The sequence below is a fragment of the Lonsdalea quercina subsp. quercina genome (assembly GCF_000688655.1).
Taxonomy (GTDB): domain Bacteria; phylum Pseudomonadota; class Gammaproteobacteria; order Enterobacterales; family Enterobacteriaceae; genus Lonsdalea; species Lonsdalea quercina.
In genome coordinates this window covers 1-25,266 of record NZ_JIBO01000018.1, presented here as the reverse complement: position 1 = coordinate 25,266, position 25,266 = coordinate 1, and the positions used below count along the sequence as shown (strand labels likewise).

Genomic DNA, 25,266 nt, shown 5'->3' with positions numbered 1-25,266 from the left:
GCCTTTTTTTATTGCCGAAAGAAGAAATGAGAATTGAAATAATAAACACGCGCAATTAGAGTTTGGTTGTCTGGTTAAAAATGAGTCACCAAGAATGTTTGTTTGTGTCATGCCATTACTGATAAAGCGATCCGCTACGTAATTCATCAGCATCAACCACACTCCCTTCAGCATTTAAAGCAACTGATTCCTATTGGAACTGACTGCGGTAAATGCTTACAGCACGCCCGTGCGATTTTCCTAGAAAAGAAAGAAAAACCTCCTGAACTATATAAAGTGAAATAGTTTTCATGGATATATATTTTTACTCTGTAACGACGGGTTCTACACTTTTGAGAACTGGAGCGAAGGAGTCATGTCATGAAAGGGGATAAAAATGTCGTTACGCATCTAAACAAGCTGCCAGGTAATGAGAGCTCATTGCTATCAATTAGTATGACTTACTCGCCCGGATGTTTAATAATTGGGGATTCACCCGTCTTAATGATCACGAATATCATGAGTCGATAGACGAAATGAAACACGCGGAACGCTATATTGAACGTATCCTTTTTCTTGAGGGGATATCTAATCTGCAAGATGTGGGTAAGCTCAACATCGGTGAAGATGTGAAGGAGCGTACTATGCTCAGACCTGAATCTCGAGTTGGATAGTGCGTGTGATCTACGAGAGTCAATCAACTATGCCGACTCGGTTCGCGATTATGTCAGTCGAGACTTAATGATTGCTATTCTTTCTGATGGAGAAGAACACATCGATTGGTTAGAGACTGAGCTGGATTTAAATGGCCAGCTAGGAATCAACTATCTCCAGACCCCAGCTTAAAGACGCTGAGACTAAGCACGATGTCGACCTAAAATTGCCCTCGAGGTTAACGCAGGACAGGGTCGGTCAATAAGAAATCATTTCCCTCCCGGGTTGCTTCCTAGACAGATTTACGTATAATGCGCGGGCTTACCTGAAATGGTAAGCCNGATTCTTTATGAATTTGGAGACGGGTGTTAAAGGCCCGTCAAACAATACTCCCAATAGGGGAGTTATGTACTGAACGATTACACTCCCCCATCAATCGAAATGGGTGTGAGGAGTAATTATTTACGTTTATAAATAATTGGAGCTCTGGTCTCATGCAGAACCAAAGAATCCGTATCCGCCTGAAAGCGTTTGATCATCGTCTGATCGATCAATCAACCGCGGAAATCGTCGAGACCGCTAAGCGCACTGGCGCTCAAGTCCGTGGTCCGATCCCGCTGCCGACCCGCAAAGAGCGCTTCACCGTTCTGATCTCCCCGCACGTCAATAAAGATGCGCGCGATCAGTATGAAATTCGCACTCACAAGCGTCTGGTTGACATCGTTGAGCCAACCGAGAAAACCGTTGATGCTCTGATGCGTCTGGATCTGGCTGCCGGTGTAGACGTGCAGATCAGCCTGGGTTAATCAGGTCATTGAGCGATTGAGAGGTTGAAACAATGATTGGTTTAGTCGGTAAAAAAGTGGGTATGACCCGCATCTTCACTGAAGAAGGCGTTTCTATCCCTGTAACCGTAATTGAAATTGAAGCAAACCGCGTAACTCAGGTCAAAAACCTGGAAAACGACGGTTATTCTGCTGTCCAGGTGACTACCGGTGCTAAAAAAGCTAGCCGTGTCACTAAACCTGAAGCAGGTCACTTCGCTAAAGCGGGCGTTGAAGCAGGTCGTACTCTGCGCGAATTCCGCCTGGCTGAAGGTGAAGAATTCACCATTGGTCAGAACATCAGCGTTGAAATTTTCGCTGACGTGAAAAAAGTTGACGTGACTGGTACATCCAAAGGTAAAGGTTTCGCCGGTACTGTTAAGCGCTGGAACTTCCGTACTCAGGATGCTACCCACGGTAACTCCTTGTCTCACCGCGTTCCGGGTTCTATCGGTCAGAACCAGACTCCGGGCAAAGTGTTCAAAGGCAAGAAAATGGCTGGCCAGATGGGTAATGAACGCGTGACCGTTCAGAGCTTGGACGTAGTACGTGTTGACGCTGAGCGCAACCTGCTGCTGGTTAAAGGTGCAGTTCCCGGTGCGACCGGTAGCGACCTGATCGTTAAACCAGCTGTGAAGGCGTAAGGGGATAGCAATGGAATTAGTATTGAAAGACGCGCAAAGCGCGCTGACTGTTTCCGAAACTACCTTCGGTCGTGATTTCAACGAAGCGCTGGTACACCAGGTTGTTGTTGCTTATGCAGCAGGTGCCCGTCAAGGTACTCGTGCTCAGAAGACCCGTGCTGAAGTAACTGGTTCCGGTAAAAAACCTTGGCGTCAGAAAGGTACTGGCCGCGCTCGTGCAGGTTCTGTAAAGAGCCCGATCTGGCGTTCCGGTGGCGTGACCTTTGCTGCCAAGCCTCAGGACCACAGTCAGAAAGTTAACAAAAAGATGTACCGCGGCGCGCTGAAAAGCATTCTGTCCGAACTGGTACGTCAAGATCGTCTGATCGTTGTCGAGAAGTTCTCTGTTGAAGCACCGAAANCCAAGCTGTTGGCTCAGAAACTGAAAGAGCTGGCACTGGAAGACGTGCTGATCATCACCGGTGAACTGGATGAGAATCTGTTCCTGGCCGCACGTAACCTGTACAAGGTTGACGTACGTGATGTAGCAGGTATCGACCCAGTTAGCCTGATCGCCTTCGACAAAGTGGTCATGACTGCTGACGCTGTTAAGCAAGTTGAGGAGATGCTGGCATGATTCGTGAAGAACGTCTGCTGAAAGTACTGCGCGCGCCGCACGTTTCTGAAAAAGCGTCTACTGCGATGGAAAAAACCAATACCATCGTTCTCAAAGTTGCAAAAGACGCGACCAAAGCAGAAATCAAAGCAGCAGTGCAGAAACTGTTTGAAGTCGAAGTCAATGAAGTTCGCACCCTGGTCGTTAAAGGGAAAGTGAAACGTCATGGACAGCGTATCGGTCGTCGTAGCGACTGGAAAAAAGCTTACGTCACCCTGAAAGAAGGCCAGAATCTGGACTTCATCGGCGGCGCAGAGTAAGTCGGAGGAGTAAAGAACAATGGCAATTGTTAAATGTAAACCGACATCTCCGGGTCGTCGCCACGTTGTTAAAGTGGTTAACCCTGAGCTGCACAAGGGCAAGCCGTATGCCCCGTTGCTGGAAAAAAACAGCAAAAGCGGTGGCCGTAACAACAATGGCCGCATCACTACCCGTCATATCGGTGGTGGTCACAAACAGCAGTACCGTATTGTTGACTTCAAACGTAACAAAGATGGTATCCCTGCTGTAGTTGAGCGTCTGGAGTACGATCCGAACCGTTCCGCGAACATCGCGCTGGTTCTGTACAAAGATGGCGAACGCCGTTACATCCTGGCACCTAAAGGCCTGAAAGCCGGTGATCAGATTCAGTCTGGTGTTGATGCTGCAATCAAGCCGGGTAACACCCTGCCTATGCGTAACATCCCGGTTGGTTCAACGGTTCATAACGTAGAAATGAAACCAGGTAAAGGCGGCCAGCTGGCTCGCTCAGCCGGTGCCTACGTTCAGATCGTTGCCCGCGACGGTTCTTACGTCNCCCTGCGTCTGCGCTCTGGTGAAATGCGTAAAGTTGAAGCTGACTGCCGCGCAACACTGGGTGAAGTCGGTAACGCTGAGCACATGCTGCGCGTTCTGGGTAAAGCTGGTGCTGCTCGCTGGCGTGGTGTTCGTCCTACCGTTCGCGGTACGGCAATGAACCCGGTCGACCACCCGCACGGTGGTGGTGAAGGTCGTAACTTTGGTAAGCACCCGGTATCCCCGTGGGGCATCCAGACCAAAGGTAAGAAGACCCGCAGCAACAAGCGTACTGATAAATTTATCGTACGTCGCCGTAGCAAATAATTTTAGAGGATAAACCATGCCACGTTCTCTCAAGAAAGGTCCATTTATAGACCTGCACTTGCTGAAGAAGGTAGAGAAAGCGGTGGAAAGCGGAGACAAGAAGCCTTTGCGCACTTGGTCCCGTCGTTCAACGATCTTTCCAAACATGATCGGTTTGACCATCGCTGTCCATAATGGTCGTCAGCACGTTCCGGTATTCATCTCTGATGAGATGGTCGGTCACAAGCTGGGTGAGTTCGCACCGACCCGTACTTATCGCGGCCACGCGGCCGATAAAAAGGCTAAAAAGCGCTAAGGTAGGAGGAAGAGATGGAAACTATCGCTAAACATCGCCACGCTCGTTCTTCTGCTCAAAAGGTACGCCTGGTGGCGGACCTGATTCGCGGTAAGAAAGTGTCGCAAGCTCTGGAAATTCTGACCTACACCAACAAGAAAGCTGCTGGTCTGGTTAAAAAAGTCCTGGAGTCTGCTATTGCTAACGCAGAACACAACGATGGCGCTGACATTGACGATCTGAAAGTTGCGAAAATCTTCGTTGACGAAGGCCCAAGCATGAAGCGCATTATGCCGCGTGCCAAAGGTCGTGCGGATCGCATCCTGAAGCGTACCAGCCACATCACTGTGGTTGTGTCCGATCGCTGAGACTCTGGAGACTAGCAATGGGTCAGAAAGTACATCCTAATGGTATTCGACTGGGTATTGTCAAACCTTGGAACTCTACCTGGTACGCAAATACCAAAGAATTCGCTGACAACCTGGACAGCGATTTTAAAGTTCGCAAATACCTGACTAAGGAACTGGAGAAAGCCTCCGTTTCCCGCATCGTTATCGAACGTCCGGCTAAGAGCATTCGTGTGACTATTCACACTGCCCGTCCTGGCATCGTTATCGGTAAGAAAGGTGAAGACGTAGAAAAACTGCGTAAAGTCGTCGCGGAAATCGCTGGCGTTCCTGCGCAGATCAACATCGCTGAAGTTCGTAAGCCTGAACTGGACGCAAAACTGGTTGCTGACAGCATCACTTCTCAGCTGGAACGTCGTGTTATGTTCCGCCGTGCTATGAAGCGTGCCGTACAGAATGCCATGCGTCTGGGCGCTAAAGGGATCAAAGTTGAAGTAAGCGGCCGTCTTGGCGGCGCTGAAATCGCACGTACCGAATGGTACCGCGAAGGTCGTGTTCCGTTGCACACACTGCGTGCGGATATCGACTACAACACCTCCGAAGCGCACACCACTTACGGTGTCATCGGTGTGAAAGTGTGGATCTTCAAAGGTGAGATCCTGGGTGGTATGGCTGCCGTTGAGCAAGCAGAAAAACCGTCTGCTCAACCTAAAAAGCAGCAGCGTAAAGGCCGCAAGTAAGGAGAGTCGCTGATGTTACAACCAAAGCGTACAAAATTCCGTAAGGTGCATAAGGGCCGCAACCGTGGTCTGGCTGCCGGTACGGATGTGAGCTTCGGCACTTTCGGTCTGAAAGCTGTTGGCCGTGGTCGCCTGACCGCTCGTCAAATCGAAGCCGCGCGTCGTGCCATGACTCGTGCTGTAAAGCGTCAAGGTAAGATCTGGATCCGGGTATTCCCGGACAAACCGATCACCGAGAAACCGCTTGAAGTGCGTATGGGTAAAGGTAAAGGTAACGTTGAGTATTGGGTTGCCTTGATTCAGCCAGGTAAAGTCCTGTACGAAATGGACGGTGTGCCGGAAGAGTTAGCCCGTGAGGCATTCCAACTGGCAGCAGCGAAACTGCCGATCAAAACCACCTTTGTAACTAAGACGGTGATGTAATGAAAGCAAAAGAGCTGCGTGAAAAGAGCGTTGAAGAGCTGAATACTGAACTGCTTGAACTGCTGCGCGAACAATTCAATCTGCGTATGCAGGCGGCCAGTGGTCAGCTGCAACAAACTCACCTGTTAAAGCAAGTGCGTCGTAATGTCGCACGCGTTAAGACTTTACTGACTGAGAAGGCGGGTGCGTAAAATGACCGATAAAATCCGTACTCTGCAGGGTCGTGTTGTTAGTGACAAAATGCAGAAATCTGCTGTTGTTGCTATCGAACGTTTCGTGAAGCACCCGATCTACGGGAAGTTCATCAAACGTACGACTAAGCTGCATGTACATGACGAGAACAACGAATGTGGAATCGGCGACGTGGTGGAAATCCGCGAATGCCGCCCGCTGTCCAAAACCAAATCTTGGACGTTGGTTCGCGTTGTAGAGAAAGCGATTCTGTAATAGAGTGAGCGTTCTCTAAAACGATAAACGGCTCAAATCTTTGAGCCGTTTATTTTTTCTACCCATAGTCAGGAAGCAGTGTTATAATGCTGCGCCCTCATTTTGGGGCTTTTTTAACGGCCTATTCTGGGTCCTATAAAGTAGTAGTTGACATTAGCGGAGCACTAACATGATCCAAGAACAGACTATGCTGAACGTGGCCGACAACTCCGGCGCGCGTCGCGTAATGTGTATCAAGGTTCTAGGTGGCTCGCACCGTCGCTACGCAGGCGTCGGCGACATCATCAAGATCACCATCAAGGAAGCAATTCCTCGTGGTAAGGTGAAGAAAGGCGATGTGCTGAAGGCGGTAGTGGTGCGCACCAAGAAGGGTGTTCGTCGCCCTGACGGTTCTGTCGTTCGCTTTGATGGAAATGCTTGCGTTATTTTGAACAATAACAGCGAACAGCCCATCGGTACGCGTATTTTTGGGCCGGTGACTCGTGAACTGCGTTCTGAAAAGTTCATGAAAATTATCTCTCTGGCACCAGAAGTACTGTAAGGAGCGAAACCATGGCAGCGAAAATCCGTCGCGATGACGAAGTTATCGTGCTAACCGGCAAAGATAAAGGTAAGCGCGGTAAAGTAAAAAATGTTCTGTCTTCCAGCAAGATTGTTGTTGAAGGTATCAACCTGGTTAAAAAACATCAGAAGCCGGTTCCGGCCCTGAACCAACCGGGTGGCATCGTTGAAAAAGAAGCTGCAATTCAGGTTTCCAACGTTGCGATCTTCAATGCGGCTACTGGTAAGGCTGACCGTGTAGGCTTTAGATTTGAAGACGGAAAAAAAGTCCGTTTCTTTAAATCTAACAGCGAAACTATCAAGTAATTTGGAGTAGTACGATGGCGAAACTGCATGATTACTACAAAGACGAAGTAGTTAAAAAACTCATGACTGAGTTTAACTACAATTCTGTCATGCAAGTCCCTCGGGTCGAGAAGATCACCCTGAACATGGGTGTTGGTGAAGCGATCGCTGACAAGAAACTGCTGGATAATGCAGCAGCAGACCTGACAGCGATCTCCGGTCAAAAACCGCTGATCACCAAAGCACGCAAATCAGTTGCAGGCTTCAAAATCCGTCAGGGCTATCCGATCGGCTGTAAAGTAACTCTGCGTGGCGAGCGCATGTGGGAGTTTCTTGAGCGTCTGATCACCATTGCTGTACCGCGTATTCGTGACTTCCGTGGCCTGTCCGCAAAGTCATTCGATGGCCGTGGTAACTACAGCATGGGTGTGCGTGAGCAGATCATCTTCCCGGAAATCGACTATGACAAAGTCGATCGCGTTCGTGGTTTGGATATTACCATTACCACTACTGCGAAAACCGATGATGAAGGCCGTGCTCTGCTGGCTGCCTTTAACTTCCCGTTCCGCAAGTAAGGTAGGGTTACTAATGGCTAAGCAATCCATGAAAGCACGCGAAGTCAAACGCGTGAAACTAGCTGACAAATTCTTCGCAAAACGTGTTGAACTGAAAGCTATCATCTCTGACGTGAATGCTTCCGACGAAGATCGTTGGAACGCTGTTCTGAAGCTGCAGACTCTGCCGCGTGATTCCAGCCCGTCTCGTCAGCGTAACCGCTGCCGCCAGACTGGTCGTCCGCACGCTTTCCTGCGGAAGTTCGGGTTGAGCCGTATCAAGGTCCGTGAAGCCGCCATGCGCGGTGAAATTCCGGGTCTGAAAAAGGCTAGCTGGTAATTGTCACCAATTGAATCACGGGAGTAAAGACAGATGAGCATGCAAGATCCGATCGCGGATATGCTGACCCGTATCCGTAACGGTCAAGCCGCGAACAAAGTTGCGGTCACCATGCCTTCCTCCAAGCTGAAAGTGGCAATTGCCAACGTGCTGAAGGAAGAAGGTTATATCGAAGATTTCAAAATCGAAGGCGACACCAAGCCTGCTCTTGAACTGGAACTGAAATATTTCCAGGGCAAAGCAGTGGTAGAGAGCATTCAGCGTGTCAGCCGTCCAGGTCTGCGCATCTATAAACGTAAAGATGAGCTGCCAAAAGTGATGGCTGGTTTAGGTATCGCAGTTGTTTCTACCTCTAAAGGTGTTATGACTGATCGTGCAGCTCGCCAGGCTGGTCTTGGTGGCGAGATTATCTGCTACGTAGCTTAATCGGGAGGAAAGAATGTCTCGTGTTGCAAAAGCACCCGTCGTCATTCCTGCCGGCGTAGAGGTTAAACTCAACGGTCAGGATATTTCGATTAAGGGTAAAAACGGCGAGCTGAGTCGTAAGATCCATGACGCCGTAGAAGTTAAGCAGGCTGACAATGCACTGACTTTCGCCCCGCGCGAAGGTGTTGCAAACGGCTGGGCCCAGGCTGGGACCACTCGTGCACTGTTAAACAACATGGTTATCGGTGTTACCGAAGGCTTCTCTAAGAAGCTGCAGCTGGTAGGTGTAGGTTATCGTGCCGCCGTGAAAGGCAATGTGGTGAATATGGCCCTGGGCTTTTCTCACCCTGTTGATCACGAACTGCCTGCAGGCATCAATGCCGAATGTCCGACTCAGACTGAAATCGTGCTGAAAGGCGCTGATAAGCAGTTGATCGGTCAGGTTGCTGCAGAACTGCGCGCTTACCGTCGTCCTGAGCCTTATAAAGGCAAGGGTGTCCGTTACGCCGACGAAGTCGTGCGTACCAAAGAGGCTAAGAAGAAGTAAGGTAACACTATGGATAAGAAATCAGCTCGTATCCGTCGTGCGACCCGCGCACGTCGCAAGCTCCAGGAACTGGGTGCGACACGTCTGGTGGTACATCGTACCCCGCGTCATATCTATGCGCAGGTCATCGCACCGAACGGTTCTGAAGTCCTGGTAGCCGCTTCTACTGTAGAAAAAGCTATCGCTGAACAACTGAAGTCCACCGGTAACAAAGATGCTGCCGCTGCTGTGGGTAAAACCATCGCTGAGCGCGCTCTTGAAAAAGGCATCAAAGATGTCTCTTTTGACCGTTCCGGGTTCCAATATCATGGTCGTGTCCAGGCACTGGCAGATGCTGCCCGTGAAGCTGGCCTTCAGTTCTAAGGTAGAGGTGTAAGATGGCTCACATCGAGAAACAAGCTGGCGAACTGCAGGAAAAGCTGATCGCGGTAAATCGCGTATCCAAAACTGTCAAAGGCGGTCGTATTTTCTCCTTCACAGCTCTGACTGTAGTTGGTGATGGTAACGGTCGCGTAGGTTTTGGTTACGGTAAAGCGCGTGAAGTTCCGGCAGCAATCCAGAAAGCGATGGAAAAAGCCCGTCGCAATATGATGAATGTCGCGCTGAACAACGGCACTCTGCAGCACCCTGTTAAAGGTGCGCACACAGGGTCTCGCGTGTTCATGCAGCCAGCTTCCGAAGGTACCGGTATCATTGCCGGTGGTGCAATGCGCGCCGTGCTGGAAGTCGCAGGGGTTCATAACGTATTGGCTAAAGCCTATGGTTCCACCAACCCGATCAATGTGGTTCGTGCAACTATCGATGGCTTGGCTAATATGAAGTCCCCGGATATGGTCGCTGCCAAGCGTGGTAAATCCGTTGAAGAAATTCTGGGGTAATTAACCATGGCAAAGACTATTAAGATTACTCAAACCCGTAGTGCAATCGGTCGTCTGCCGAAACATAAGGCAACACTGCTTGGCCTGGGTCTGCGTCGTATTGGCCACACCGTTGAGCGTGAAGATACGCCTGCTGTACGCGGTATGGTCAACGCGGTTTCCTACATGGTTAAAGTGGAGGAGTAACAGATGCGTTTAAATACTCTGTCTCCGGCCGAAGGTGCTAAACATGCACCGAAGCGTTTAGGTCGTGGTATCGGTTCTGGCCTGGGCAAAACCGGCGGCCGTGGTCACAAAGGTCAGAAGTCTCGTTCTGGCGGTGGCGTACGTCGTGGTTTTGAAGGTGGTCAGATGCCTCTGTACCGTCGTCTGCCGAAATTCGGCTTCACTTCTCGTAAGGCCATGGTAACAGCTGAGATTCGTCTCTCTGACCTGGCTCGCGTTGAAGGCGATGTTGTCGATCTGAATACGCTGAAAGCCGCAAATGTCATTGGCATCCAGATCGAGTTTGCGAAAGTGATTCTGTCTGGTGAAGTTGCACGCCCAGTAACGATTCGTGGTCTGCGTGTCACTAAAGGTGCTCGTGCTGCTATCGAAGCTGCTGGCGGTAAAATTGAGGAATAAGTAGCAGATGGCTAAGCAACCAGGATTAGATTTTCAAAGTGCTAAAGGCGGGGTTGGCGAGCTGAAACGCAGACTGTTGTTTGTAATCGGTGCGTTGATTGTTTTCCGTATTGGCTCTTTCATTCCCATTCCTGGTATTGATGCCACTGTGCTTGCCAAATTGCTCGAGCAACAGCGTGGCACCATCATTGAAATGTTTAACATGTTCTCTGGTGGTGCCCTCAGTCGCGCTTCGATCTTTGCGCTGGGTATTATGCCGTATATTTCGGCATCCATTATTATCCAGTTGCTGACGGTGGTTCATCCTGCGTTAGCGGAAATAAAGAAAGAAGGGGAGGCTGGGCGACGTAAAATCAGCCAGTACACCCGTTATGGTACGCTGGTGCTAGGTATTTTTCAGTCTATCGGTATTGCTACCGGTTTGCCGAATATGCCTGGAATGCAAGGACTGGTCATTAATCCAGGCTTCGCTTTCTATTTTACGGCTGTTGTCAGCTTAGTTACCGGGACGATGTTCCTGATGTGGCTTGGTGAACAGATTACTGAGCGTGGTATCGGAAACGGTATTTCAATCATAATCTTCGCTGGTATCGTCGCAGGGCTTCCTCCTGCTATCGCGCATACTATCGAGCAAGCTCGGCAAGGCGACCTGCACTTCCTCCTGTTGCTGTTGGTTGCAGTTTTAGTGTTTGCAGTGACGTTCTTTGTTGTATTCGTTGAACGTGGTCAACGTCGAATCGTCGTTAACTATGCAAAACGCCAGCAAGGCCGTCGTGTTTATGCAGCACAGAGTACGCATTTGCCGCTGAAAGTGAATATGGCAGGGGTTATCCCAGCAATCTTCGCTTCCAGTATCATTCTGTTCCCAGCTACGATTGCATCTTGGTTTGGGGGCGGTACCGGTTGGAACTGGCTAACGACGATTTCGATGTATCTGCAGCCTGGACAACCGCTTTATGTGCTACTCTATGCGTCTGCAATCATCTTCTTCTGTTTCTTTTATACTGCGTTGGTTTTCANCCCGCGTGAAACAGCAGATAACCTGAAGAAGTCCGGTGCATTCGTGCCAGGAATTCGGCCGGGAGAGCAAACGGCGAAATATATTGATAAAGTGATGACCCGCCTGACTTTGGTTGGTGCGATGTATATTACTTTTATCTGCCTTATCCCGGAGTTCATGCGTGATGCAATGAAAGTGCCGTTCTACTTTGGTGGTACGTCCCTGTTAATTGTTGTTGTCGTGATCATGGACTTTATGGCTCAAGTGCAAACTCTGTTGATGTCGAGTCAATATGAGTCTGCATTGAAGAAAGCAAACCTGAAAGGCTATAACCGCTAATCAAGGCAAGCTTGAGAAGTTACGGAGAGTAAAAATGAAAGTTCGTGCTTCCGTCAAGAAATTATGTCGTAACTGCAAGATCGTTAAACGTAACGGTGTCGTACGTGTGATTTGCAGCGCCGAGCCGAAGCATAAACAGCGTCAAGGCTGATTTATCTCACATATTTTTCTTGCAAAGTTGGGTTGAGCTGGCTAGATTANCCAGCCAATCTTTTGTATGTAACTGCAACATTATTTGAGTATCCTGAAAACGGGCTTTTCAGAATGGTGTTGCTGTATGAAATTGTAGGAGTGCATAGTGGCCCGTATAGCAGGCATTAACATTCCTGATCATAAACATACTGTTATCGCATTAACGGCGATCTACGGTGTTGGCAAAACCCGCTCGCAGGCTATCTGCGCGGCTACGGGTATTGCTGAAAATGTTAAGATCAGTGAGCTGTCTGAAGAGCAAATCGAAAAGCTACGTGACGAAGTTGCCAAGTTTGTTGTTGAAGGTGACCTGCGTCGTGAAGTCACCCTGAGCATCAAGCGTCTTATGGACCTTGGTACTTATCGTGGTTTGCGTCATCGTCGTGGTCTGCCGGTTCGCGGTCAGCGTACCAAGACCAACGCCCGTACCCGTAAGGGTCCGCGCAAACCGATCAAGAAATAATCGGGGTGATTGAATAATGGCAAAGGCACCTATTCGTGCACGTAAGCGTGTAAGAAAGCAAGTCTCTGACGGTGTGGCTCATGTCCATGCTTCTTTCAACAACACCATCGTAACTATTACCGATCGTCAGGGTAATGCGCTGGGTTGGGCAACTGCCGGTGGTTCCGGTTTCCGTGGTTCTCGTAAATCTACGCCATTCGCCGCTCAGGTGGCAGCAGAGCGCTGCGCTGAAGCTGTGAAAGAGTACGGTATCAAGAATCTGGAAGTTATGGTTAAAGGACCTGGTCCGGGCCGTGAGTCTACTATCCGCGCATTGAACGCGGCTGGTTTCCGCATCACTAATATTACTGATGTGACTCCGATCCCTCATAACGGTTGTCGTCCGCCGAAAAAGCGCCGCGTATAACGCCGCTTTTAGGATTGTTGGAGAAAGAAAATGGCAAGATATTTGGGTCCTAAGCTCAAGCTGAGCCGTCGTGAAGGCACCGACCTGTTCCTTAAGTCTGGTGTTCGTGCGATCGATTCCAAGTGTAAGATTGAACAAGCTCCTGGTCAGCACGGTGCTCGTAAGCCGCGCCTGTCTGACTATGGTGTACAGTTACGTGAAAAACAAAAAGTTCGCCGTACCTATGGTGTTCTGGAGCGTCAGTTCCGTAACTATTATAAAGAAGCAGCCCGTCTGAAAGGCAATACCGGTGCAAACCTGTTGCAGTTGCTGGAAGGTCGTTTAGACAACGTAGTTTACCGTATGGGCTTCGGCGCCACGCGTGCAGAATCGCGTCAGCTGGTTAGCCACAAAGCTATCATGGTAAACGGTCGCGTTGTTAACATCGCTTCTTATCAGGTATCTCCGAATGACGTAGTCAGCATCCGCGAGAAAGCTAAAAAGCAGTCTCGCGTTAAGGCCGCTCTGGAGCTGGCTGAACAGCGTGAAAAGCCAACTTGGCTGGAAGTTGATGCTGCCAAGATGGAAGGTGTGTTCAAACGTAATCCTGAACGTACCGATCTGTCTGCGGACATTAATGAACACCTGATCGTCGAGCTTTACTCCAAGTAAGGCTTAGTACCAAAGAGAGGACACAATGCAGGGTTCTGTGACAGAGTTTCTAAAACCGCGCCTGGTTGATATCGAGCAAGTCAGTTCGACGCACGCCAAGGTGACCCTTGAGCCGTTAGAGCGAGGCTTCGGCCACACTCTCGGTAACGCACTGCGCCGTATTCTGCTTTCATCCATGCCAGGTTGCGCGGTGACCGAGGTTGAGATTGATGGTGTACTGCATGAGTACAGCACCAAAGAAGGCGTACAGGAAGATATCCTGGAAATCCTGCTCAACCTGAAAGGGCTGGCGGTGAGAGTTCAAGGCAAAGATGAAGTTATTCTTACCCTGAATAAATCTGGCATTGGCCCTGTGACTGCAGCCGACATCACCCACGACGGTGATGTTGAAATCGTCAAGCCACAGCACGTAATCTGCCATCTGACCGATGAAAGCGCGTCTATTAACATGCGCATCAAAGTTCAACGTGGACGCGGTTATGTGCCGGCATCTGCCCGTATTCATACGGAAGAAGATGAGCGCCCGATTGGTCGCCTGTTAGTCGATGCTTGCTACAGCCCGGTAGAGCGTATTGCCTACAATGTTGAAGCAGCTCGTGTTGAACAGCGCACCGACTTGGACAAGCTGGTCATCGAAATGGAAACCAATGGTACGATTGATCCTGAAGAGGCAATCCGCCGTGCGGCTACCATTCTGGCTGAACAACTGGAAGCTTTCGTTGACTTACGTGATGTACGTCAGCCGGAAGTCAAAGAAGAAAAACCAGAATTCGATCCGATCCTGCTGCGCCCTGTTGACGATCTGGAATTGACTGTCCGCTCTGCTAACTGCCTTAAGGCAGAAGCTATCCACTACATCGGTGATCTGGTACAGCGTACCGAAGTTGAGCTACTCAAAACGCCTAACTTAGGTAAAAAGTCTCTTACTGAGATTAAAGACGTGCTGGCTTCACGTGGTCTGTCTCTGGGCATGCGCCTGGAAAACTGGCCACCAGCTAGCATTGCTGATGAGTAACCGGATCACAGGTTAAGGTTTTACTGAGAAGGATAAGGTCATGCGCCATCGTAAGAGTGGTCGTCAACTGAACCGTAACAGCAGCCATCGTCAGGCTATGTTCCGTAACATGGCTGGTTCTTTGGTTCGTCATGAGATCATCAAGACGACCCTGCCAAAAGCGAAAGAGCTGCGTCGTGTTGTTGAACCGCTGATTACTCTTGCCAAGACCGACAGCGTTGCTAATCGTCGTCTGGCATTCGCCCGTACTCGTGATAACGAGATCGTGGCAAAACTGTTTAATGAACTGGGCCCGCGTTTCGCGAGCCGTGCCGGTGGTTACACTCGTATTCTGAAGTGTGGCTTCCGTGCAGGTGACAATGCGCCGATGGCTTACATCGAGCTTGTTGATCGCTCAGCTTCAACAGAAGAAGTTGCTACTGCAGAGTAATTTGTAAGAGCATGAAAAAACCGGGGAAACCCGGTTTTTTTTCGTCTGTACTTTATGCCACTTCCCCTCTGTGATTCGTTTTGTGACGTTTTGAGCTTATGATGGACTTCTGGTCACCCATTTCCGGAGGCGATATGTTCATCATTGACCAATGGGCTGAACGTCATATCAGCGAAGCTCAAAAAAAAGGCGCATTCGACGATCTTCCAGGCCGAGGAAAACCACTTCATCTGGAAGACAATTTGTGTGTGCCTCAGGAGTTGCGAGCGGTTTACCATGTGCTCGCAAACGCAGGTTATCTTCCCCCTGAGCTGATGGATCGCAAAGAAGCCATCACCCTTTCTGCAATAATGCGGGAGATCGCAATCGACGATCCTGATTATGAATCGATATCTAAACGTTTAAGATTGCTCGAATTGCGCTTGCAGCAGGCAGGTATTGATACTCAGTTTTTAAGAGGAAGTTATCGTTCCTCTTTAAGTGCCCGCATTGGGCGGCTAGAGAGCGATGACGAATAATGTGAAAATCACTATACGAGTCTGAGGTTCGGTATTAAAATCGCGGCGGAAATTATAAGTGGTAATTAAATTAACCAATAAGTTCAGGAGACAAAGATGTCTAACTATCGGCATACAAAAGGTCAGATAAAAGATAACGCGATTGAAGCGTTGCTTCATGACCCGTTATTCAGGCAGCGAGTGGAGAAAAAAGTGAAAGGTAAAGGAAGCTATCAACGGAAATGTAAGCACAAAAATGCAGGGGGCGGTAACTGGGAGGCCAGTGGTAAAATTGAACGCATTTTACCACTGGCTTTCTGGTTTTGAGGGCAACAAACTTTCCTCTCAAAAACCGGCTGAATAATTCAGCCACTTAACATCTGATTTATTTATTTTGCTCTTTGAGCAGATCGCGGATTTCTGTTAATAACGTTTCTTCCGCAGAAGGTTTAGGCGGAGCCGCTGGTTTCTCTTCCTCTTTGCGACGCATCTTGTTCATTAAATTAATAGCGACAAAAATAGCGAGCGCGACAATGATGAAATCAAAAATGTTCTGAATGAACACGCCGTAGTTCATGACTACAGCGGGAATATTGTCATGGGCTTCACGTAATACTAGATGAAATTGCTTGAAGTCGATCCCACCGATCAATAAGCCTAGCGGTGGCATGATGATATCAGAAACCAGAGAAGAGACGATTTTACCAAAAGCGGCGCCAATAATGACACCGACAGCTAAATCTACTACGTTCCCGCGCATCGCAAACTCGCGAAACCCTTTCAAGAAACTCATTTTAATTCTCCCAATAAAATAGTTACTTCAATCATTCTAACAAGAGCTGACGGATTTTCCATTTACCGCCATATCCAGACTACTCGTGTCATTTTTACAAGAAAAAAGGACTCGGCTGGAACAAGCGTTCAACGTCAGAAACATATTTTTTGTCCGTTAAGAACATGATGACGTGATCGCCTTGCTCTATCTGAGTTTTACCGGTGGCGATGATCACGTTGTCGCCTCGCACTATGGCTCCAATCGTTGTACCTGGCGGGAGCTTGATGTTTTCGACGGTACGACCAACCACTTTTGAAGTGCCTTCGTCCCCGTGTGCAATGGCTTCGATAGCTTCCGCGGCGCCTCGACGTAGTGATGACACCCTAACAATATCCGCTTTGCGTACATGCCCCAGCAACGCGGATATTGTCGCCTGCTGAGGTGAGATAGCGACATCAATCGCACTTCCTTGCACAAGATCGACATACGCCCGACGTTGAATCAGCACCATTGCTTTTTTGGCACCCAGACGCTTGGCGAGCATGGATGACATGATATTTGCTTCATCATCGTTAGTGATGGCGATGAAGACATCCATTTGTTCAACATGCTCTTGCGCCAGCAGTTCTTGGTCGGACGCATCGCCGTGAAAGACAATAGTATTTTGCAGAAGCTCAGCCAACTCTGCAGCCCGCTGCTCATCTTTTTCAATCAGTTTTACGCTGTAGTCTTTTTCCAGCTTGTGCGCCAAACCTGCCCCAACGTTACCTCCACCTACAATCATGATGCGTTTGTAAGGTTTCTCAAGCCGCTGCAATTCGCTCATCACAGCGCGAATATGCTGTGATGCGGCGACAAAAAACACCTCGTCACCCGCTTCGATTACCGTGGATGCTTGTGGCCTGATAGGTCTGTCATGGCGGAAAATCGCGGCGACCTGAGTATCGATATGGGGAATATGTTCACGCATTGACGAGATGGCACTTCCCACTAAAGGTCCACCGTAGTAAGCATTAACGGCGGCGATACTCACTTTCCCTTCAGCAAAGTTGACGACCTGCAGAGCACCCGGGTATTCGATGAGTTTATAGATGTTCTCAATCACGAGCTGTTCAGGGGAGATCAAATGATCGATAGGAACGGCGTCGGACTGAAACAGCTGCTCGGATTCTCGGATATAGTCGGCTGAGCGAATGCGAGCAATACGATTGGGCGTGTGGAATAACGTATACGCTACCTGACATGCCNCCATATTGGTTTCGTCAGAGCTGGTCACGGCTACCAGCATATCGGCATCTTCCGCGCCGGCCTCACGCAAGATGCGGGGATGGGAGGCGTACCCGGTCACTACGCGCAGATCGAATTTATCCTGCAACTGACGCAGACGTGTCATATCGGTGTCGACAACCGTAATATCGTTGTTTTCTCCCGACAAGTTTTCCGCCAACGTCCCGCCAACTTGTCCTGCACCAAGAATAATAATTTTCATCGTTTTTTTGCCGTGTAATGTGTTGACCCGGATTGAGACAATGAGATGGAATCGTGTCAGCCTTTGGTCAGCTTCGCATAGAAGAAACCATCGCCACCTTCAGGGGTGGGGATACATTGAATGCCAGGTCGTTCGAGATTGCCGGTATCCGTCAGCTTGGCGTCGGCATGACGCGTCAGGAATGCCGTTATCTGCTGTTGGTTTTCTTCAGGTAATATCGAACAGGTCGCGTAGACCAGTGTTCCGCCAGACTTCAGATATGGCCAGATAGCCTCGAGTATCTCTGATTGCAGCGTGGACAGATCCTGGATATCGCTATCGCGACGCAACCACTTTATATCCTGATGACGGCGAATGACCCCTGTGGCTGAACAGGGTGCATCGAGAAGGATGCGATCAAACGTTTGGCCCTCGCACCAGTCGGCAGGTTGGCGGCCGTCTCCCTGACGTATTGTTGCTTTAAGATGGAGCCGCTCCAAATTCTCTTTCACACGTTCTAAACGTTTAGTGTCGACATCCACAGCCATAACCTGAGCCTCTGGCGCAGCTTCAAGTATATGCGTAGTTTTGCCGCCTGGAGCAGCGCACAAGTCCAGAATGGATTCACCGTTTTTGGGCGCAAGCCAGTGTACACAACCTTGTGCCGACGCATCCTGCACAGTCACCCAGCCATCGGCAAATCCTGGCAGGGCGGACACAGCGCTGGGGGCCAACAGACGGATAGCATCCGGATTTTCGTCATGGGCGACAGCGGCCAACCCCGATTCAGACAGTAACTGAAGATATTCGTCCCGAGNGTGATGCAGCCGGTTGACTCGCAGCCACATTGGCGGTTTCTGATTGTTGGCGTCGAGGATGCCTTCCCATTGTGTGGGATAGGCGTCCCGGATACGTTTTAACAACCAACTGGGGTGCAAATGTGCACTCTCTAAGCCAGATGCCTGTTCCACTAACGTATCCTGCTGACGCTGGAACTGACGTAGGACACCATTAACCAGTCCTTTCATCTGAGGACGTTTAAGCGCGACGGCGCCGTTTACCGTTTCCGCCAACGCGGCATGCGCAGGTATTCGGGTAAAAAGCATCTGATAAATCCCGACCATCAACAGATAATGTAATGTCCGCTGCTTGCCTACCATCGGCTTGGCCATCAACTGCTGGATATACCNCTCTAACTGCGGAAGAACGCGCAAGGTGCCGAAGCACAATTCTTGCAACAGTGCCCGATCTTTGTCGGAGATGTTCTTTTGCACAACGGGCAGAACCGCGCTGAGAGACTGACCTTGATCCAACACCTGGCCGATGGCTTTGGCTGCAATACTGCGTAGGTTGTAATTGTTTTTCATAGGCTAAAGCGGATATCGATCGGTGTTATAGGAATAAAACGCCCGGTGATTAGTCACCAGGCGATAGGGATGATTTACAGCTGGTTTCCTGGGGTGAACCATTCACGGCGTGAATTTAACAGGTCTTGTGTCGACATCGGCTTTTTACCCGCCGGCTGTAGCTGAGTCAGATTGAGAATCCCATCTGAGGTCGCGACCTGGATACCCTGCTTATCGGCCTGCAAGATGGTGCCAGGAACCGCTTGGCCGTCAGTAGCGATGACATTGGCCTGCCACACCTTTACCGGCAGATTGTCGATGATGAAATAACTGATTGGCCAAGGATTAAATGCTCGGATACAGCGCTCCAGCTGATCGGCTGAAAGCGACCAGTCGAGTCGAGCTTCTTCTTTACTCAACTTCTCTGCATAGGTTGCCTGTTTTTCATCCTGAGCTTCTGCACGCACCTGAGATGTCGACAGTTGATCGAGCGTAGTCAGCAGACCCTGTGGGCCCATTTTAGCCAACTTGGCATAGAGCGTGGCGCTGGTATCTTCCGGGAGAATAGGACACGCCACCTTATGCAGCATGGCTCCGGTATCGAGCCCCGCGTCCATCTGCATGATGGTCACTCCCGTGTGGCTGTCGCCCGCCCACAGCGCGCGCTGTATTGGCGCGGCGCCACGCCAGCGCGGCAATAAAGATCCGTGAACGTTTATGCAGCCCAACCGCGGCATATCCAGCACAGCCTGCGGCAGAATTAACCCATAAGCCACAACCACCATCACGTCGGCCTCAAATTCGGCGACAAGCTGCTGATGCTCTGCCGGGCGCAGCGATTTAGGCTGCCTGACCGGAATTGCGTGCTGTTCCGCCAGAACTTTTACCGGGCTCGGCGTGAGTTTGTTTCCTCGTCCCGCAGGNCGGTCTGGCTGAGTGAATACGCCGACGACCTCATGTTGAGAGGAAAGCAGCGCCTCAAGGTGCTGCGCTGCAAAATCAGGGGTTCCTGCAAAAATAATCCTTAAAGACACGTGGTTTCCGCCTGATAGATGGTTATGCGCGACTGTTTTGTCTGGCCAGCTTTTCCAGCTTCTGCCGGATACGCTGACGTTTTAATGGGGACAGATAATCAATGAACAGCTTACCGACAAGATGGTCCATCTCGTGTTGAATACAAATAGCTAGCAGTCCATCTGTTTCCAGCTCGAATGATTCGCCGTCACGATTCAGGGCACGGATTTTGATACGTTCTGCGCGTGAAACCAGAGCGCGAGTTTCTGGGATCGACAAGCAGCCTTCTTCAATGCCCGTGTCTCCACTTTTTTCAATCAGTTCCGGATTGATCAGCACCAAACGTTCGTTACGTTCTTCCGAAACATCGATCACGATGATGCGCTGGTGGATATCAACCTGCGTAGCGGCCAGGCCAATGCCTTCTTCTTCGTACATCGTGTCGAACATATCGTCCACGATACGTTGAATTTCTGCATTAACTTCTTTGACGGGCTTTGCGATTGTGCGAAGCCGCTCGTCCGGGAAATGTAATACCTGCAAGACTGACATATATTTTTAGATCTGTATCCGAGTGATGAGAGAAAGTTCTGGTGTCTATTCTAGACATTTCCGGTTCTGATTGACAGTATCCGCCATGATTAGCACTGCAGGATGCGGAGCGGAAAATGACGGATACGGAAGTATGGTTGCGCCTGGCGTCGGTGAGCCGATTAGGGGCCAGAAAAATTGCCCGGTTGGTGAGTCAGCTAAAAGAGGCTTGCGGTTGTTCGATCGCTTTTCTGAAGGGATTAGGGGTGTCAGAATCTCAGGCACAGCAGTTTTTTGGCTATGAGCATGCAAAGGTTGAGGCTGTCTTAAGTTGGCTTGAACACCCCTCACACTCGCTCGTCTTCTTCGGCACGATGGAATATCCCTTTCTGCTCAGTAACATCAGTTCACCACCGCCCATTTTGTATGTCATCGGTGATGCAACGCTGTTGGGTTCAACTCAAATAGCGATAGTTGGCAGTCGGAACCACAGTGCTTACGGGGAACAGTGGGGACAGTTTTTCGCTCAGGAATTCAGTCTGAGTCAATTGACCATCACCAGCGGACTTGCGGTCGGTATTGACGGGATTGCTCATCAGGCCGCGCTGGATACGGGCGGAAAGACGATCGCCGTTCTGGGGAGCGGGATGAATCACCTGTATCCCAGACGCCATAGGCCTTTAGCCGAGAGCATTGTCGAGCAGGGCGGAGCGTTAGTTTCTGAGTTTGCGCTGGATACCAGACCGCTTCCGATCAATTTTCCTCGTAGAAATCGGATCATTAGCGGCTTGAGTCAGGGCGTGCTGGTGGTCGAAGCTTCCCGGCGTAGCGGGTCTCTGGTTACGGCGCGTTACGCCCTTGAGCAAAACAGGGAGGTGTTTGCTCTGCCGGGGCCGATTGGTAATGTGATGATGGAGGGGACGCACTGGTTAATTCAGCAAGGAGCGTACTTGGTCACCCATCCAAAAGACGTTATTGAACAGCTTGGCAGCGATCTTCATTGGATAACGGAGTTTCCCAACGTAGATAAGGCAATTATTTGTTCTCAGGAGAGCGAAGTTGAATTGCCATTTGCTGATGTGTTGGCTAACGTAGGAGATGAGGTTACACCTGTTGACGTTGTCGCTGAACGTGCCGGCCAACCTGTGCCAGAAGTAGTCGGTAAACTACTGGATCTGGAGTTAGCAGGGTGGATCGCAGCTGTACCCGGCGGCTATGTCCGATTGAGGAGGGCAGGCCATGTTCGACGTACTCATGTACTTGTTTGAAACTTATATTCACAATGAAACTGAAATGCGTGTCGACCAAGATACGTTGACTGATGACCTCACTCGCGCTGGATTTGATCGCAACGATATTTACAGTGCGCTGGATTGGTTAGAAAAATTAGCGGATATCCAAGAGGGGCAGACGCCTCCATTGGCGTTGGCGAGCGATCCTCTGGCATTACGTATTTATACGCCGGAAGAAGAGCAACGGCTGGACGTCGAATGTCGTGGTTTTCTTCTGTTTCTCGAACAGATTCAGGTGTTGAGTTTAGAAACCCGGGAGNTGGTGATCGATCGGGTGATGGCGCTTGAAACCCAAGAGTTCGATTTGGATGACCTTAAATGGGTTATTCTGATGGTGCTATTTAATGTGCCTGGCTGTGAAAATGCCTATCAGCAAATGGAAGATTTACTTTTTGAAGCTAACGAAGGTTATGTGCAGTAANCCCCTCTCAAGGGGACCCCATGGTTAAGCCGATACTTTTTGCCGAGAAAAAACAACAGTGTCCGGAATGCGGTGCTGACTTGGTTATCCGTTCCGGTCGACACGGACTTTTTCTGGGTTGTTCCCACTATCCTGAATGTGAATACATCCGCCCGCTCAAAGCGCAAGCGGATGGTCACGTTGTAAAAGTGCTGGATGGTCAGCTCTGTCCCGAATGCCAGTCAACGCTGGTGTTACGCCAGGGGCGCTACGGTATGTTTATCGGGTGCTCTCAATACCCCGAATGTAGTCATACGGAAACGATCGACAGGCCGGATGAAACTGCTCTTAGCTGTCCTCAGTGTCATCAGGGAAAGTTACTGCAACGTAAATCGCGTTATGGCAAAACGTTCCATTCGTGCGACCGCTATCCTGAATGCCGGTTCGCCATTAATAATCAGCCGGTGGCGGGCGAATGNGAGTATTGCCACTATCCCCTATTAATCGAGAAGAAAACGGCGCATGGCGTAAAGCGATTCTGCGCTAGCAAGTCATGTGGCAAACCCGTATCAACAGAGACGTCCAACAGCAATGAATAACAATATCCCCCTCGAACAATGGTCCCTCTTGTTGAAGAATCTGGAGGATCACAAGGTGATCGCTTATCCCACCGAAGCTGTCTTTGGTTTGGGATGCGATCCGGATAGTGAGATCGCCGTGCAGCGGCTGTTGGATCTGAAGCGTCGTCCTTGGCAGAAGGGGTTGATCCTGATCGCTGCGGAATTTCAGCAGTTGGAACCTTATGTGGATGTTTCCGTACTCTCGCAGACGCAGTTAAATGCCGTTTTTTCCACCTGGCCGGGGCCGGTGACATGGGTTATGCCGACGAAACCTGGTACGCCTCAGTGGCTGACCGGCGAATTCACAACGCTGGCGGTGCGAGTCACTGACCATCCTTTAGTCGTTGAGCTCTGCCGTCGGTTTGGCAAACCATTGGTTTCCACGAGTGCGAATCTGAGTGGCAAGCCGCCATGTCGTACAGCACAAGATGTGTTTGAGCAGTTCGGAAAAGCGTTTCCCGTGTTGGAGGGGCCGATTGGTGGTCGTCAAAATCCATCAGAAATTCGCGATGCCTTAACGGGTTCAATGGTACGTCCGGGCTAAAAGGAAATATGTCATGTCATCTGAAGTTAAAGCTTTCGCGGTGTTCGGTAACCCTATCGCGCACAGTAAATCTCCTCAGATCCACGCCCTGTTTGCTCATCAGACCGGGATATCACTATCGTATGATCGGTTTTTAGCTCCGGTTGAAGAGTTTGAACAGACGCTGCAGACGTTTTTCCAGACAGGCGCTGGCGCCAATGTAACAACGCCGTTCAAAGAGCGAGCCTGCATCGTCATGGACGCCTTGAGCGAGCGAGCTAAAGTGGCGGGCGCCGTCAATACCATCAAAAAAATGGATGATGGCACATTGTACGGCGATAATACCGATGGCATGGGCCTGTTGAGCGATTTAGAGCAGAACACATTAATTCAACCCGGTTTCCACGTGTTGTTGATTGGCGCGGGAGGCGCGGCGAGNGGCGTTATTCAGCCCCTGCTGGCCTATGGCTGCTCGATCACTGTAACCAATCGCACACACAGCCGCGCTGAATCGCTGGTGAAACATTTCTGCAATAAAGGAAATATCCGGGCGCTGCCTTTAAATGAACTCACTGATGAGGGATTCGATCTCATTGTTAACGCTACGTCGTCAGGTATTGCGGGCGATGTCCCTGCATTGCCTGAATCTCTCGTAAGTCGCGAGGTTCACTGTTATGACATGTTTTATGCCTCGGGGCTAACTCCCTTCCTCAAGTGGTGTTCTGAATTGGGCGTTAAAAAGTATGCGGATGGTTTAGGCATGTTGGTATGGCAGGCAGCCCATGCTTATGAACTATGGCATGGGATACTGCCAGACGCTGCTGCGGTGATCCAACAAATGAAGCGAGAACTTGAGCAGTGAACCAATCCATTCAATTTCCCGATCGTGAAGAGTGGGATGAAAACGAGCAGGCCATCCGCTTCCCCGTACAGGTCAATGGATTTCAACGTGAATGTGTTCTGCGGGCGGAATCCATCCAGCAGCGGTTTGGCGGGGCTAATCGCAAAGAGTGGCTTTCTCTGTTCTTATCGAATCGTTGGGATTTGGAAGAGGAATTTGAGAGCATGATTGTCAATGAAGTTGAGGATGCCTACGGCCGATTTGTGCTTTAGTCGATAAGGTACTCATCTTTCCACCGTACATAGTTGTTGGCGGAATAAATTAGTCCATCTATTTCCTCTGGCGTTAGCAGCCGTATTTTCCTGGCCGGACTTCCCATATAAAGATAACCGCTTTCCAGCCGTTTGCCTGGCGCCACCAAACTTCCGGCGCCTATCATCACGTCGTCCTCGATCACAGCGCGATCCAGAATGATGGATCCCACTCCTACCAGAACGCGGTTCCCGATCGTACAGCCATGCAATATCACTTTATGACCGATGGTGACGTCTTCCCCAATAACCAATGGATTGCCGCTTTCGTTCTTGGCGGATCGATGAGTGACATGCAAAACGCTGCCGTCCTGAATGTTGGAGCGCTCGCCAATAAGGATCGTGTTGACGTCCCCACGAATGGCGACGAGAGGCCATATACTGACATCGTTTGCCAGAGAAACATCACCGATCACGACGCTGGAGGGATCGATCATGACTCGCTTACCTACCGTTGGGATAAGATTTTTGAAGGGGCGAAGGCTCTTCGTCATGACTGATTACCTCATAGATGGAAGACATTCTGCCGAAATAAGCAGATTTGGAGTCAGAAAATAGCCTTCGATGCGTAAGATCTCAACGGAAAGGTGAAAAAAAAAGCGAATGATAAAAAAGATCTAAATAGGGGGTTGTGCAACTCGGAGAGATCCCTATAATGCGCTCCCACTGACACGGCGCAGCGGACAACGCAACGCGGTGGCAGTCGAAGAAAGACGAAGAAAGTCGTTGACTTCAAACGCGGAATCCGTAGTATATGCGGCCCGCGGCCACTGAAAGTGGCGCTGCTCTTTAACAATTTAATCAGACAATCTGTGTGGGCACTCACAAGACACTATCGCAATCACATAC

The 25,266-nt window shown here is 50.0% G+C and carries 43 protein-coding genes and 1 pseudogene; 38 read left to right on the top strand and 6 right to left on the bottom strand.

Annotation, left to right across the window (positions count from 1 at the left end):
- The first annotated feature begins 102 nt into the window (after positions 1-102).
- From bfd to RZ35_RS15605, 32 genes and pseudogenes are all read left to right on the top strand, one after another.
- The gene (gene bfd / locus RZ35_RS17525) at positions 103-285 is read left to right on the top strand and encodes a bacterioferritin-associated ferredoxin (RefSeq protein WP_071999813.1); all 183 of its coding nucleotides are present in this window, start codon (positions 103-105) and stop codon (positions 283-285) included.
- Positions 286-360: 75 nt separating this feature from the next.
- A pseudogene (gene bfr, locus RZ35_RS15755) lies at positions 361-825 on the top strand (bacterioferritin).
- A 302-nt stretch (positions 826-1,127) separates the two neighbouring features.
- A complete protein-coding gene (gene rpsJ, locus RZ35_RS15750; RefSeq protein ID WP_001181005.1) occupies positions 1,128-1,439 on the top strand; it encodes a 30S ribosomal protein S10 in 312 nt (103 codons plus the stop codon).
- A 32-nt stretch (positions 1,440-1,471) separates the two neighbouring features.
- Positions 1,472-2,101: a 50S ribosomal protein L3 gene (rplC, locus tag RZ35_RS15745; protein ID WP_026741339.1), complete on the top strand. Its 630-nt coding sequence runs from the start codon at positions 1,472-1,474 to the stop codon at positions 2,099-2,101.
- A gap of 10 nt (positions 2,102-2,111) precedes the next feature.
- Complete coding sequence (gene rplD / locus RZ35_RS15740; RefSeq protein ID WP_026744176.1) at positions 2,112-2,717, top strand: 50S ribosomal protein L4; 606 nt, start codon at positions 2,112-2,114, stop codon at positions 2,715-2,717.
- Positions 2,714-3,016, top strand: coding sequence for a 50S ribosomal protein L23 (gene rplW / locus RZ35_RS15735; protein ID WP_026741341.1), 303 nt, complete (start codon positions 2,714-2,716; stop codon positions 3,014-3,016). The genes rplD and rplW overlap by 4 nt, the downstream gene beginning before the upstream one ends.
- Before the next feature lie 19 nt (positions 3,017-3,035).
- Entirely contained in the window at positions 3,036-3,857 is an 822-nt protein-coding gene (rplB, locus tag RZ35_RS15730; RefSeq protein ID WP_026744175.1) for a 50S ribosomal protein L2, read from the top strand.
- A gap of 16 nt (positions 3,858-3,873) precedes the next feature.
- A complete protein-coding gene (gene rpsS, locus RZ35_RS15725) occupies positions 3,874-4,152 on the top strand; it encodes a 30S ribosomal protein S19 (RefSeq protein WP_021013347.1) in 279 nt (92 codons plus the stop codon).
- Positions 4,153-4,166: 14 nt separating this feature from the next.
- The gene (gene rplV / locus RZ35_RS15720; RefSeq protein WP_026741343.1) at positions 4,167-4,499 is read left to right on the top strand and encodes a 50S ribosomal protein L22; all 333 of its coding nucleotides are present in this window, start codon (positions 4,167-4,169) and stop codon (positions 4,497-4,499) included.
- 17 nt (positions 4,500-4,516) lie between these two features.
- Positions 4,517-5,218, top strand: coding sequence for a 30S ribosomal protein S3 (gene rpsC, locus RZ35_RS15715; protein WP_026741344.1), 702 nt, complete (start codon positions 4,517-4,519; stop codon positions 5,216-5,218).
- Positions 5,219-5,230: 12 nt separating this feature from the next.
- Positions 5,231-5,641 carry a 50S ribosomal protein L16 gene (rplP, locus tag RZ35_RS15710; RefSeq protein WP_026741345.1) on the top strand — a complete coding sequence of 137 codons (411 nt, stop codon included), beginning with the start codon at positions 5,231-5,233 and terminating at the stop codon, positions 5,639-5,641.
- Positions 5,641-5,832: a 50S ribosomal protein L29 gene (rpmC, locus tag RZ35_RS15705; RefSeq protein WP_026741346.1), complete on the top strand. Its 192-nt coding sequence runs from the start codon at positions 5,641-5,643 to the stop codon at positions 5,830-5,832. Before rplP ends, rpmC begins: the two co-directional genes overlap by 1 nt.
- Position 5,833: 1 nt before the next feature.
- Positions 5,834-6,088, top strand: coding sequence for a 30S ribosomal protein S17 (gene rpsQ, locus RZ35_RS15700; RefSeq protein ID WP_012768107.1), 255 nt, complete (start codon positions 5,834-5,836; stop codon positions 6,086-6,088).
- A gap of 169 nt (positions 6,089-6,257) precedes the next feature.
- A complete protein-coding gene (gene rplN, locus RZ35_RS15695; RefSeq protein ID WP_026741347.1) occupies positions 6,258-6,629 on the top strand; it encodes a 50S ribosomal protein L14 in 372 nt (123 codons plus the stop codon).
- An 11-nt stretch (positions 6,630-6,640) separates the two neighbouring features.
- Positions 6,641-6,955: a 50S ribosomal protein L24 gene (rplX, locus tag RZ35_RS15690; protein ID WP_026741348.1), complete on the top strand. Its 315-nt coding sequence runs from the start codon at positions 6,641-6,643 to the stop codon at positions 6,953-6,955.
- 14 nt (positions 6,956-6,969) lie between these two features.
- Positions 6,970-7,509, top strand: coding sequence for a 50S ribosomal protein L5 (rplE, locus tag RZ35_RS15685; RefSeq protein ID WP_026741349.1), 540 nt, complete (start codon positions 6,970-6,972; stop codon positions 7,507-7,509).
- Between the two features lie 13 nt (positions 7,510-7,522).
- Complete coding sequence (gene rpsN, locus RZ35_RS15680) at positions 7,523-7,828, top strand: 30S ribosomal protein S14 (RefSeq protein ID WP_026741350.1); 306 nt, start codon at positions 7,523-7,525, stop codon at positions 7,826-7,828.
- A gap of 33 nt (positions 7,829-7,861) precedes the next feature.
- Positions 7,862-8,254 carry a 30S ribosomal protein S8 gene (gene rpsH, locus RZ35_RS15675; protein WP_026741351.1) on the top strand — a complete coding sequence of 131 codons (393 nt, stop codon included), beginning with the start codon at positions 7,862-7,864 and terminating at the stop codon, positions 8,252-8,254.
- Positions 8,255-8,267: 13 nt separating this feature from the next.
- Positions 8,268-8,801 (top strand): 50S ribosomal protein L6, encoded by a 534-nt coding sequence (rplF, locus tag RZ35_RS15670; protein ID WP_026741352.1) that lies wholly within the window; start codon positions 8,268-8,270, stop codon positions 8,799-8,801.
- A gap of 9 nt (positions 8,802-8,810) precedes the next feature.
- Positions 8,811-9,164, top strand: coding sequence for a 50S ribosomal protein L18 (gene rplR / locus RZ35_RS15665; RefSeq protein ID WP_026741353.1), 354 nt, complete (start codon positions 8,811-8,813; stop codon positions 9,162-9,164).
- 14 nt (positions 9,165-9,178) lie between these two features.
- On the top strand, positions 9,179-9,679 hold the full coding sequence (gene rpsE, locus RZ35_RS15660) for a 30S ribosomal protein S5 (protein WP_026741354.1): 501 nt from the start codon (positions 9,179-9,181) through the stop codon (positions 9,677-9,679).
- A gap of 6 nt (positions 9,680-9,685) precedes the next feature.
- On the top strand, positions 9,686-9,865 hold the full coding sequence (rpmD, locus tag RZ35_RS15655) for a 50S ribosomal protein L30 (RefSeq protein WP_004846568.1): 180 nt from the start codon (positions 9,686-9,688) through the stop codon (positions 9,863-9,865).
- A gap of 3 nt (positions 9,866-9,868) precedes the next feature.
- On the top strand, positions 9,869-10,303 hold the full coding sequence (rplO, locus tag RZ35_RS15650; protein ID WP_026741355.1) for a 50S ribosomal protein L15: 435 nt from the start codon (positions 9,869-9,871) through the stop codon (positions 10,301-10,303).
- Between the two features lie 7 nt (positions 10,304-10,310).
- Positions 10,311-11,642, top strand: a complete 1,332-nt coding sequence (secY, locus tag RZ35_RS15645; protein ID WP_026744174.1) for a preprotein translocase subunit SecY — start codon at positions 10,311-10,313, stop codon at positions 11,640-11,642.
- 34 nt (positions 11,643-11,676) lie between these two features.
- Positions 11,677-11,793, top strand: coding sequence for a 50S ribosomal protein L36 (rpmJ, locus tag RZ35_RS15640; protein WP_002227352.1), 117 nt, complete (start codon positions 11,677-11,679; stop codon positions 11,791-11,793).
- Positions 11,794-11,940: 147 nt separating this feature from the next.
- Complete coding sequence (rpsM, locus tag RZ35_RS15635) at positions 11,941-12,297, top strand: 30S ribosomal protein S13 (protein WP_026741357.1); 357 nt, start codon at positions 11,941-11,943, stop codon at positions 12,295-12,297.
- Between the two features lie 16 nt (positions 12,298-12,313).
- Positions 12,314-12,703 (top strand): 30S ribosomal protein S11, encoded by a 390-nt coding sequence (gene rpsK / locus RZ35_RS15630; RefSeq protein WP_002438687.1) that lies wholly within the window; start codon positions 12,314-12,316, stop codon positions 12,701-12,703.
- Positions 12,704-12,733: 30 nt separating this feature from the next.
- Positions 12,734-13,354, top strand: a complete 621-nt coding sequence (rpsD, locus tag RZ35_RS15625) for a 30S ribosomal protein S4 (protein ID WP_026744173.1) — start codon at positions 12,734-12,736, stop codon at positions 13,352-13,354.
- A 25-nt stretch (positions 13,355-13,379) separates the two neighbouring features.
- Entirely contained in the window at positions 13,380-14,369 is a 990-nt protein-coding gene (locus RZ35_RS15620) for a DNA-directed RNA polymerase subunit alpha (protein WP_026741359.1), read from the top strand.
- Positions 14,370-14,409: 40 nt separating this feature from the next.
- On the top strand, positions 14,410-14,799 hold the full coding sequence (gene rplQ, locus RZ35_RS15615; RefSeq protein WP_026741360.1) for a 50S ribosomal protein L17: 390 nt from the start codon (positions 14,410-14,412) through the stop codon (positions 14,797-14,799).
- 134 nt (positions 14,800-14,933) lie between these two features.
- A complete protein-coding gene (locus RZ35_RS15610) occupies positions 14,934-15,317 on the top strand; it encodes a DnaJ family domain-containing protein (RefSeq protein WP_026744172.1) in 384 nt (127 codons plus the stop codon).
- A 96-nt stretch (positions 15,318-15,413) separates the two neighbouring features.
- Positions 15,414-15,623 carry an alternative ribosome-rescue factor A gene (locus RZ35_RS15605; protein ID WP_026744171.1) on the top strand — a complete coding sequence of 70 codons (210 nt, stop codon included), beginning with the start codon at positions 15,414-15,416 and terminating at the stop codon, positions 15,621-15,623.
- 58 nt (positions 15,624-15,681) lie between these two features.
- Here RZ35_RS15605 and mscL read toward each other — a convergent pair whose 3' ends face one another.
- From mscL to def, 5 genes are all read right to left on the bottom strand, one after another.
- Complete coding sequence (gene mscL, locus RZ35_RS15600) at positions 15,682-16,089, bottom strand: large-conductance mechanosensitive channel protein MscL (protein WP_026744170.1); 408 nt, start codon at positions 16,087-16,089, stop codon at positions 15,682-15,684.
- Between the two features lie 94 nt (positions 16,090-16,183).
- Positions 16,184-17,593, bottom strand: coding sequence for a Trk system potassium transporter TrkA (gene trkA / locus RZ35_RS15595; RefSeq protein WP_235195132.1), 1,410 nt, complete (start codon positions 17,591-17,593; stop codon positions 16,184-16,186).
- Between the two features lie 23 nt (positions 17,594-17,616).
- Positions 17,617-18,906 (bottom strand): 16S rRNA (cytosine(967)-C(5))-methyltransferase RsmB, encoded by a 1,290-nt coding sequence (rsmB, locus tag RZ35_RS15590; protein WP_026744168.1) that lies wholly within the window; start codon positions 18,904-18,906, stop codon positions 17,617-17,619.
- 74 nt (positions 18,907-18,980) lie between these two features.
- A complete protein-coding gene (fmt, locus tag RZ35_RS15585; RefSeq protein ID WP_026744167.1) occupies positions 18,981-19,919 on the bottom strand; it encodes a methionyl-tRNA formyltransferase in 939 nt (312 codons plus the stop codon).
- A gap of 22 nt (positions 19,920-19,941) precedes the next feature.
- Positions 19,942-20,451 (bottom strand): peptide deformylase, encoded by a 510-nt coding sequence (gene def / locus RZ35_RS15580; protein ID WP_026744166.1) that lies wholly within the window; start codon positions 20,449-20,451, stop codon positions 19,942-19,944.
- A gap of 116 nt (positions 20,452-20,567) precedes the next feature.
- Between def and dprA the strand changes: the two genes are divergently transcribed.
- The 6 genes from dprA (at position 20,568) to RZ35_RS15555 (ending at position 24,378) form a co-directional block, all read left to right on the top strand.
- Positions 20,568-21,698, top strand: coding sequence for a DNA-protecting protein DprA (gene dprA / locus RZ35_RS15575; protein ID WP_026744165.1), 1,131 nt, complete (start codon positions 20,568-20,570; stop codon positions 21,696-21,698).
- Positions 21,670-22,143: a DUF494 family protein gene (locus tag RZ35_RS15570; RefSeq protein WP_026744164.1), complete on the top strand. Its 474-nt coding sequence runs from the start codon at positions 21,670-21,672 to the stop codon at positions 22,141-22,143. Before dprA ends, RZ35_RS15570 begins: the two co-directional genes overlap by 29 nt.
- Positions 22,144-22,163: 20 nt before the next feature.
- Positions 22,164-22,721 (top strand): DNA topoisomerase family protein, encoded by a 558-nt coding sequence (locus RZ35_RS17520; protein WP_071999811.1) that lies wholly within the window; start codon positions 22,164-22,166, stop codon positions 22,719-22,721.
- Entirely contained in the window at positions 22,714-23,286 is a 573-nt protein-coding gene (gene tsaC / locus RZ35_RS15565; protein WP_026744163.1) for an L-threonylcarbamoyladenylate synthase type 1 TsaC, read from the top strand. The genes RZ35_RS17520 and tsaC overlap by 8 nt, the downstream gene beginning before the upstream one ends.
- A 13-nt stretch (positions 23,287-23,299) precedes the next feature.
- Positions 23,300-24,127, top strand: a complete 828-nt coding sequence (aroE, locus tag RZ35_RS15560; RefSeq protein ID WP_026744162.1) for a shikimate dehydrogenase — start codon at positions 23,300-23,302, stop codon at positions 24,125-24,127.
- Positions 24,124-24,378, top strand: coding sequence for a DUF1488 family protein (locus RZ35_RS15555; RefSeq protein ID WP_026744161.1), 255 nt, complete (start codon positions 24,124-24,126; stop codon positions 24,376-24,378). Before aroE ends, RZ35_RS15555 begins: the two co-directional genes overlap by 4 nt.
- On the opposite strand, the gene RZ35_RS15550 is transcribed toward RZ35_RS15555, so the two are convergent.
- Entirely contained in the window at positions 24,375-24,911 is a 537-nt protein-coding gene (locus RZ35_RS15550; protein ID WP_026744160.1) for a gamma carbonic anhydrase family protein, read from the bottom strand. The genes RZ35_RS15555 and RZ35_RS15550 overlap by 4 nt on opposite strands.
- Between the last annotated feature and the right edge of the window lie 355 nt (positions 24,912-25,266).